Genomic DNA, 9,093 nt, shown 5'->3' with positions numbered 1-9,093 from the left:
CAGGCAGAAATAGATCAATCAAAAAGCCACTTGATTCAAAAAAAAGGTTCATTAATAGGTGCAAAAATTAATCTGGAAAATGTACAAATGCAGTTGAATCAGTTGCAAATTTCAATTCTTGACCTGCAATCAGAGTATCATCGGTCGTATTGGCAATTGACTGATAATATTTCCCGTAGCTTGGACGCATTGTCCAATCAATTGGACTATTGGAAAAAAAGTCACACTTTTCGCAGTCCCAATGAGGGGATTGTGTCTTTTACTAAAGTCTGGGCATCTAACCAGTTTGTAACAGCAGGCGATCTGGTGATGAGCATATTGCCACTTAAAGAGGAAAAAATCATTGGTAAGATGGAAATTCCTGCGTCTGGTTCTGGAAAGATCAGAATAGGACAAGAGGTCATTATCAAATTAGACAATTACCCTTACATGGAATTTGGCATCGTCAAAGGCGTTGTCTCCTCCATTTCGCTGGTTCCGGTCAATGATATGTACATTGCAGAAATAACGATGCCAGATGGGTTAAGGTCCAATTATGGCGAAGTCATTCCTTTCAATCAGGAGATGAATGGCGATGCTGATATCATTATTGAAGACATGTCCTTATTCGAACGATTCCTTCAACCGGTCCGTTCAGCAATTAAACGAAAATAATATGGTAAATGCATATTTGATTCTGGCACATAAAAACCCGCACCAACTTCATCGTTTGGTAAATATCATTTCAGGCGATAACGTATTTATATTTATCCATGTAGATTGCAAGTCATATATAGGCATATTCAAAGACATATTTGAAGGAATGTCCAATGTTATTTTTTGTGATCAGCAAAAACAAATAACGTGGGGTGGATTTGGCATGATCGAAGCTACGCTGGAATTGATGCGTACCATGTATGCTAACGGCGTTTATCCGGACTACGTCCACCTCATCAGTGGACAAGATTTTCCGCTAAAAACAAAGTCAGAAATAGATCGTTTTTTTCTTGAAAACAAAGGGAAAAATTTTTTAGAAGCCGAAACTATTCCTTCTACACAATTATATGAACTTGGTTTAAACCGAATTCAATACAAATGGTTTGTTGAAGATGAAGGATATGAAAAGGCAGCACAGTTAGTAGAAATACAAAAACAACGGAAGATGATCCGTACATTTTTTACAGATGTTCAACCTTACAACGGCTCCCAATGGTGGTCGCTTACAGGTGACTGTGTACGATGGATTTACGAAACTTGCCACCCCGGATTTCGACTGTATGATTTTTACAAATATACTTTGATTCCCGATGAAATGCTGTTTCAAACCATGTTAAAAAATACCCATTGGAACGATACAATTGTAAATAATAATCTCAGAAATATTAATTGGGTCGAGGGACCGGAATATCCAAAAATATGGAGGAGTAAGGATTTCAAACAATTAGTTTTTTCCGAAAAACTTTTTGCTCGTAAATTTGATGAAAACGAGGATAACCATATCATAGACAAACTTGAAAAACATATTCAATTAAAACAATAACACAAATGTTACCTGTCTCTGTATCCGTAATCATGCCGGTATATAATACTGAAAAATATGTTGGTGAAGCCATTGAAAGTATCTTAAATCAGGAATTTGCCGATTTTGAATTTATCATTATTGATGATGGTTCAACAGATAACAGTTTACAAGTAATTCAATCATACAACGATCCGAGAATACGGCTGATCACTAATAATTCTAATATCGGAAACTATCCGTCAAGAAATAGAGCTATGCAACTGGCTCAAGGTAAATACATATGCGTAATGGACGCCGATGATATAGCCATGCCAAACAGATTGCTTACCCAATTTAACTTTATGGAATTCAATCCTGATTACGTTGCTTTGGGTTCATTTGCATTTGTCCTTCATGCAAATGGTTCAACAACTCAGGGTATTCGCACTTTTGGCGAAGATAACTGTAAGATCCGTCTGCTTCAGACAAATATCAGTTATCATCCCAGTATGATTTTGCGCCGAGAAACACTTGTTGAATATAACATAAAATACGATGAACAATATATATATGCTGCTGATTTTGATTTGATGGTTCAGCTTTCAAAAGTAGGCATCGTAAACAATATCCCATCATTTCTTCTATATTACAGGATACATTCCGAACAGATCAGTATAAGTAAATATAAGGAACAACAAATATATGCAGACAGGATCAGACTTGGTCAATTGCAAAAGTTCGGCTTTAACCCGACTCCTCAGGAATCTGAATTGCATCTGAAATTGATGACACAGAAACCTCTTAAGGATTATGAAATTGTTAATGCTGAAAAATGGACAGACAAGTTAGTGGAACAAAATAGAAAATATTCACTGTTCAATCATAAATTATTCACTCACTTTCTGAAAAATGAAATCATGGCCTTTTATTTGTCAAAAAACTAAATTAGAGGAATAAAAAGATTATGATTAAAATAATAAATAATAGTTCTATCTTATGATAAATTGAGGATTTTATTGTATATCGAATTAAGTCCATTCATTCATGTTTTTTTTCGAATATTCCCATTTTAGTCCAAATTCCTGTGCTTCCAAATTACAATATTTGCAATTAGGCACTGGGGCTGCTATCAACTGATAAAACTCTTCTTTCGACCGGGCTTTGTATATATCTATATAGTTATCATCCGATAATGAAATTCCCAAATTGAAATAACGGTTAAAATGATGGAAATAAGCCGAAATGGTGCAAGGATAAAATCGGCCATTGTTCAATTGACAACAATGGCCAGCTAATGTACAACGCGAATGTGACAATTGCTCATTCTGTAAACCTGCAATATCATATATATCTTTCCGGAATTCTTTTGCAGGTTCATTCGAATCAATGATAATCTTCACCCCTTTTGCATAAGATTTTCTTTCCAACCCCGCAAAATCTATTGAAATCGGATAACGGCTTATGATGATTATTGTTCCGGTTGTCCGGCATGTTTCCCAGAATGAATCGGACATGTTCGATAACAGCAATCCATTAGTTACAAGTTCACGCCGTATGTCCGGAAAATGTTCCGATGCAACCTTCATAAAATCATTAACCTGAGGATGCAACAGTGGTTCGCCTCCCAACAATCGTATTCTTCGGACGTCATTGTTGCCTAATAATTGGGACATCCTGACCATATCCTTTGTGAATACTTCAATATTCATGAATTCTTTTTTTGCTAAAGGCGAAAAATGCGAACAACCTTTACAATTCAGGTTACAATGTTCGGTAAGGTGTACCTCAAACCCAAAACCGGAATATCTAACGGTCTCCGGTTTCTGTTGAGAAACAGAATGTTTTTTTGAGTTAACCCAGGAGAAAGAGTGAGCAAATGTTTTATTATTTTGTGAATTATTGGTTTCGTCAAGCAATTGTAACAAAGCCAGGGCAAGTCCACCTACATATTTTCCCAAACCGATATTTTGAGGATTAAGCATCTCATCTATCCGTTTTTTTTCAGAAACAATTTCGTAAATTTCATTTTGATACGATAAAGGAATATCTCCACCTTCTCCCATAAAAAAGCGATGTAAAAAATAGGCATTGATCTCCTGGAGTGAGCATTTGTTTTGCCATTCGGCATTCAAAAATGAAGTAAAATTCGTTAATGCCGGATCATTTTGTTCATCAAGAAACGGATGTTTGAAAATCAATGAAATCCGATCATATAACGCTTCTACCGATGGCTTCAGTTCTTCAACCGAATGAAAGCAATAGCAACAATAAAGGACAGGGAAAAATACTTCTGAATCAGCATGATCAACATCAAACAAATGATATATCCGGTCAAGCCAATCAAGTGTTTTTTTTTGCCATTCTTTTTGCATTCCGGTTGTTTTCATTCTTGCTTGCATGTACCAGCCAATATCAAAAACAGAATGATCATCAACTTTCCACTTGTCTGTATCATTCCATAAAGCATCGTCTAAATCTGATAATGCTTCATCGATATCATCAACTTGGATAAACCCCTGTTCAATTAAATGGTGAATGCCCCATGCAATCCCGCTAATACCCGAAGCAAAACCCAATGGTGTGGTTACAGTTAATCCTGCTTCTACTTCATTGAAAAGATGTTTGACATATGCTTCAATTTTCTTATCATCTACATACCGGGCATAGTGATACAATAGAATGCTGATACCCATTTTTCCGTCCAATAATCCGATACCGGATGTAAAACTATAAATCATTATTTCATGGATTATCCGTTCTAAAGAATTTGACACTAAACATATTGACTTTTCCATACTCGTGTTAAATCTTTTTTTGAAAACAAATACAATAATACGGTTAGCTTTATAATTATTATTTCATTTTTCACCTGAATATAACGAATGGTAAAAAACGGACGGGTATCTTCACAAGTTTCCCATTCCTTACAATTTTCACATTCCACAATTGGGAATGGTGATCCTCGGCATTTCCAGAAGCAGTTTCTTCAATTCACCAAATTTATTTCTAACAATAGGGAATTGATGGCCGGTTACGGTGGTTATCTGGTTCTTTTCGAGACTATCGATATAAGCTATATTGACAATACAGGACCGGTGAGATCTGAAAAACACTTCAGGTAACATTTTTTCTATTTTCCCGATGGAACCGATATATTATACATAGTCTACATGATGCACACATAATTGTGTGTAATTCCATTCTGCTCTCAACCATACCAGATCTTTGAACCAAAAGTCCTTCCATCTTCTATTATAATTGATTAATAATTTCAGCTTGTAAGCTGTAACTTCCGATATCCCCATATAGTAATTTTATATCAAAAAATAGTGATGGCCTATTTCTCCTGTTAATCTGCCCAACTTTGTTGCATTCTGATTGCCAGTATAGTTAATGATGCAAATGATCTCAGCAACAACAAAAGAAATGCCTGCAATAAAAATTTCGAACTACCACAAACATACACAAAAATTTACAACCTGCGACTATTTTCATGTTTTATTTTAAATAAAAAAAACATAAGACATCCATAATAATCAGCAAAACCACGAATGACACTTATAGAAATCCGTGGTTTTACTAACAAACCCCATTAAGAGAATGCCTAAAAAATTATTTTATCTTTTCACCTGGAAGGGTGCATTTACGGTTGCGACAAATCCGGTACCATCCAGCACATATACATATAACCGGTAATTACCTTCTTCTTTTATCCTGAGCTCCACCTGATCGACCTCTGTTGTAACCACCACCCCGATCCTATCAGGACGAGGTTCATAAGATCCTCCGAATCCAAGCACAGTTGCTTCTTTTAATACCTCCCAGACATAAGTGAGCCGGTCACCTTCCTTGTCCGTAGCATTCACTTTTCCTGTGAAGGAGGCGTTAGGTGCTATATAAATATTGTCTATGGCTTTTTTCCCGTTGATTGTAAAATCTTTGATCACCGGAGCCGTCTGTTCGGGTTCCCGGTTATTCCAGACACGTTGCATGGCTTCCACCATCGGTGTTTTTTCTCCATTGAGGGGTAATCCTTCCACATTATGTTCCACGAACATACTGAACCAGGTGGGCGTCCGTTCCTCTTTTTGTCCCCAGAGAAATACAAATGAACCCAGGCAACGTTTGGCTCCCCGGATATGTTGGGTATACCGTTCTTCATATACCAGCCTTTTCTCTTCACTGGTCTGCTCCAACGGTGCACCCCAGGATGTTTTCTGACGTTCCCAGAATCCGGTTGGCCCCCATTCCGTGATCATATAAGCACCCTTATAGGAAGATTTTTCTACCATGGAAGCTACCTGCCCGATCGAACCGTAGCTGTTGATCCCGATCATATCCAGCGAGGGACAGACACTGGCAATGAATTCCAGAGCCTTTGCATTATGGGCGATAACCGTACCTACCAGATGGTTTTGATCAATGGATTTGATGATTCCGGCCAGTTCCTCCACAAATGACCAGGAAACCTCATTGTTGGCGTTTCCCAGATCGATTTCATTCCCGATACACCAGATAAATATATTGGGATCATCCTTAAAATGGGTAGCCAGTTCTTTAACGGATTCCCTCATCTTATTTTTGTATTCCTCATTGTGGTATGATGCGGAATCTTTGGTCATACCAATTCCCTGCATGATATACATATTATGTTCACGGGCCTTTTCGAGATCCCTGCCGATGGATGCTACCGATCCTCCCCAGGTCCGGAATGCATTGGCTCCGGATTGAGCGGCAATATCCAGCTTAAACGTACCGCCCACTCCTTTGATGTATACCGGTTTTCCATGGATCAAAAGTTCAAAGCTACCATCCTTTTTTTCTTTGATGGTTACCATTTTAGAAGGTGTGCTGTTACATGAAACAGCCATTCCCAGCAGGAACAATCCGAAAATAATCCTTGAAATATGTGTCTTCATCGTTTTGTATGTTTAAAACAAAAGGCGAATTGTTGTATCAATCCGCCTTTATCTTTATATTATCGATAAATTATGTAATATCAATGAACGTAATTAACTTGATCTATGCGACTTAAGAAGGCAATAAACAACACTGAGTGCTTATTTATTTAATGGTTACTTTTAAAGGGTTCTTTAACCTGATTGAAAATTGTTCCATATAGTTGAACCAGGCATCGTCGGATTCAAATCCCCATTTACTCCATCCCCCCCCGAAGTAATAAGTGAAGCTATCACCTTTTTTATACGGGGCCAATGCCAGTAAATGACCTGATTCCTGAATACTTTCGGTCATACCTTTAGGAATAAGGACGCCGACATAATTCCTTCCGGCTGGAACGCCGGCATCGGACGTTGCGGTCTCGCCATAGGCAATATAGCCCTTTTCTACGCTGGATTGCATATTGCCGATTTCCTTGTGCAGGGATATTCCACCGGCTACCTGTATCTCGCTGAAATCACCTGTAAAAGTTACCTCTGCTTTATTCAGTTGGGATCCAGCATCGATGGAAATAATAAGTTCTTCCGAGAATGTTTTGTCCTCTACAGGTAAGTTGTTATAAGTTAATTTAAAAGTAGTGCGCAATGGACCATTATCCAATACCTGCTGGGTTGCATAGTGGTTGCCTACCCATAATTTCCCGTTCACATACGGAGAAACTCCACCAGCTCCCAGCTCATGGCCTACCTTATAACAATCCAATCCTTCACCGTGATCCACATGGTATGATTTTTTATTTTTGAGATCATCATTGTAGAATTGATCAACAATCATTTTATCGGTCCTTTTCAGCCACATATCCACACCATTACTGGGATTTTCCTTAGCCAGTGCGGGACCATACATACGAAAAACCACGCGATCGTTTTCCCAGGCAAAATCATCCTTCCTTTCAGGAACATAACGACCATAGGTTTTTGCCGCATAAGGCTTCGGCTTACCTTCTTTGATCAGGAAATCAGCAGATTCTTTAGCTGCCAGCGACACCTGGAAGATCAACATCTGTGGTTTTTCCTGACCATGGTAAACCGCCTGGCTGGGTATTTCTTCCCCGCTTTTTACAGATACTACCATTATTTCCGTTGGTTTCACAGAAGGAAGTTTGGCTGAAATATCGTTCCATGGAATTTCAACAGTTGTCCGGTCATGCTTGATATCAGACGGATTACTTACCTCAATAGCAATCTGGTTCACCTTGCATGAGCATATCACCATCATGCTTATTACTATTATTATCCAGTTTTTCATACGTAAAAAAATTGAGAATTGAGAATTGAAAGTTGAGAATTAACTTCGTTGAGCTTGCAAACTCGGTTGAGAATTATTTTTCATTCACTATGGTGTAAATTATTGATTTACAAGACTTATCTTTTACTAAATAGTTATTTGGGAGCTTTACCCAAATAGGCCAGGATACCACCATCCACATATAAAATGTGTCCATTCACGAAATCAGATGCTTCTGATGCAAGGAATACGGCAGGACCTGCCAGGTCTTCAGGTGTTCCCCAACGGGCAGCCGGAGTTTTCGACATGATAAAAGCATTGAAAGGGTGTCCTTCGGTACGTAGCGGAGCTGTTTGCGGAGTTGCAATATAACCGGGGCCCAAACCATTACATTGGATGTTGTATTCACCATACTCGGATGCAATGTTACGCGTCAGCATCTTTAGACCGCCTTTCGCCGCAGCATAGGCTGATACCGTTTCACGTCCCAGTTCGCTCATCATGGAGCAGATATTGATAATTTTTCCACGTCCTTTTTTGATCATACCGGGAATAACCGACTTAGCCACAATAAAAGGAGCGTTCAGATCCACATCAATGACCTGACGGAAATCAGCCGCTGACATTTCAGTCATGGGTATCCGTTTGATGATCCCGGCATTATTGACCAAAATATCGATCACGCCGACTTCTTTTTCTATTTTTTTGACCAGCTCGTTCACGGCATCCTCATTGGTAACATCACACACATAACCGTGTGCCTGAATCCCTTTCTCTTTATAGGCTGCCATACCGCTATCCACCAGATCCTGTTTGATATCATTGAAAACAATCGTTGCTCCTGCCTCGGATAGGGCAGATGCAATAGCAAAACCAATACCGTATGAAGCCCCTGTAACAAGAGCGATTTTGCCTGATAATGAAAAATTTGCCATGTTTATAGTTTTATAGTTTAAAAATACAAATCATTTATATGGCTGATTTGAACGGTCTAACCGTCTCTGATCTATTCCACCGGTTCCTGTTCGGGTTAAAAGGCGTAATGAAGCGAAGACAAACAATTCAAAGTTACCAAATGACAAAAGTAACAAAATTTGTCATTCCGGGTATAGCCTAATAAAATTATCCGGATGAAATATCGGTGAACATTACAGTTTACTTTCTGTTATGAGTAAAGGGATTCAAAGTTAGATAGTTCATCATTCACCTTTCTTATTACGAGCAACCACAAATCCTGAATTAAACCCTAAAAACGAGCGTTTTAGAGGAGACAACATAGCCAAAGGCGATCTCACGACCGAACTAAGCGAGCCCTTAGTTTGCGTTATAAAAATAAAAGCGATGTTAATCCCTTACTTTTGTTGTAAAAAAGAAGGAATTAACAGACTGACCAAGGTAAACTAATAAGCGAGCTAAGTTTAAACTTA

At 38.4% G+C, this 9,093-nt stretch carries 8 protein-coding genes; 3 read left to right on the top strand and 5 right to left on the bottom strand.

Annotation, left to right across the window (positions count from 1 at the left end; genetic code table 11):
- From LBQ60_20370 to LBQ60_20360, 3 genes are all read left to right on the top strand, one after another.
- On the top strand, positions 1-654 hold a 654-nt coding region (locus LBQ60_20370; protein MDR2040281.1), incomplete at its 5' end, for an HlyD family secretion protein.
- Between the two features lies 1 nt (position 655).
- Complete coding sequence (locus LBQ60_20365) at positions 656-1,519, top strand: beta-1,6-N-acetylglucosaminyltransferase (GenBank protein MDR2040280.1); 864 nt, start codon at positions 656-658, stop codon at positions 1,517-1,519.
- A 5-nt stretch (positions 1,520-1,524) separates the two neighbouring features.
- Entirely contained in the window at positions 1,525-2,424 is a 900-nt protein-coding gene (locus LBQ60_20360) for a glycosyltransferase (protein ID MDR2040279.1), read from the top strand.
- A gap of 84 nt (positions 2,425-2,508) precedes the next feature.
- Here the strand turns inward: LBQ60_20360 and LBQ60_20355 are convergent, their stop codons facing one another.
- The 5 genes from LBQ60_20355 to LBQ60_20335 all read right to left on the bottom strand — a co-directional run bounded on the left by LBQ60_20355 (position 2,509) and on the right by LBQ60_20335 (position 8,601).
- Positions 2,509-4,218, bottom strand: coding sequence for a 4Fe-4S cluster-binding domain-containing protein (locus LBQ60_20355; GenBank protein ID MDR2040278.1), 1,710 nt, complete (start codon positions 4,216-4,218; stop codon positions 2,509-2,511).
- Positions 4,219-4,413: 195 nt separating this feature from the next.
- Complete coding sequence (locus tag LBQ60_20350; protein ID MDR2040277.1) at positions 4,414-4,614, bottom strand: LytTR family transcriptional regulator; 201 nt, start codon at positions 4,612-4,614, stop codon at positions 4,414-4,416.
- Positions 4,615-5,097: 483 nt separating this feature from the next.
- Entirely contained in the window at positions 5,098-6,351 is a 1,254-nt protein-coding gene (locus LBQ60_20345) for a beta-galactosidase (protein ID MDR2040276.1), read from the bottom strand.
- A 193-nt stretch (positions 6,352-6,544) separates the two neighbouring features.
- Complete coding sequence (locus LBQ60_20340; protein MDR2040275.1) at positions 6,545-7,687, bottom strand: DUF4861 domain-containing protein; 1,143 nt, start codon at positions 7,685-7,687, stop codon at positions 6,545-6,547.
- A gap of 134 nt (positions 7,688-7,821) precedes the next feature.
- Positions 7,822-8,601 carry a gluconate 5-dehydrogenase gene (locus tag LBQ60_20335; protein MDR2040274.1) on the bottom strand — a complete coding sequence of 260 codons (780 nt, stop codon included), beginning with the start codon at positions 8,599-8,601 and terminating at the stop codon, positions 7,822-7,824.
- Positions 8,602-9,093: the final 492 nt, after the last annotated feature.

It is taken from the genome of Bacteroidales bacterium, assembly GCA_031275285.1.
Classification (GTDB): domain Bacteria; phylum Bacteroidota; class Bacteroidia; order Bacteroidales; family UBA4181; genus JAIRLS01.
This window is presented reverse-complemented; position numbering and strand designations above follow the sequence as displayed.

Excerpts from the sequence above, each read along its gene's own strand:
- LBQ60_20355 (MDR2040278.1), bottom strand. The coding sequence starts at position 4,218 with ATGATTTATAGTTTTACATCCGGTATCGGATTATTGGACGGAAAAATG.
- LBQ60_20335 (MDR2040274.1), bottom strand. The coding sequence starts at position 8,601 with ATGGCAAATTTTTCATTATCAGGCAAAATCGCTCTTGTTACAGGGGCT.
- LBQ60_20345 (MDR2040276.1), bottom strand. The coding sequence starts at position 6,351 with ATGGCTGTTTCATGTAACAGCACACCTTCTAAAATGGTAACCATCAAA.
- LBQ60_20360 (MDR2040279.1), top strand. The coding sequence starts at position 1,525 with ATGTTACCTGTCTCTGTATCCGTAATCATGCCGGTATATAATACTGAA.
- LBQ60_20340 (MDR2040275.1), bottom strand. The coding sequence starts at position 7,687 with ATGAAAAACTGGATAATAATAGTAATAAGCATGATGGTGATATGCTCA.
- LBQ60_20365 (MDR2040280.1), top strand. The coding sequence starts at position 656 with ATGGTAAATGCATATTTGATTCTGGCACATAAAAACCCGCACCAACTT.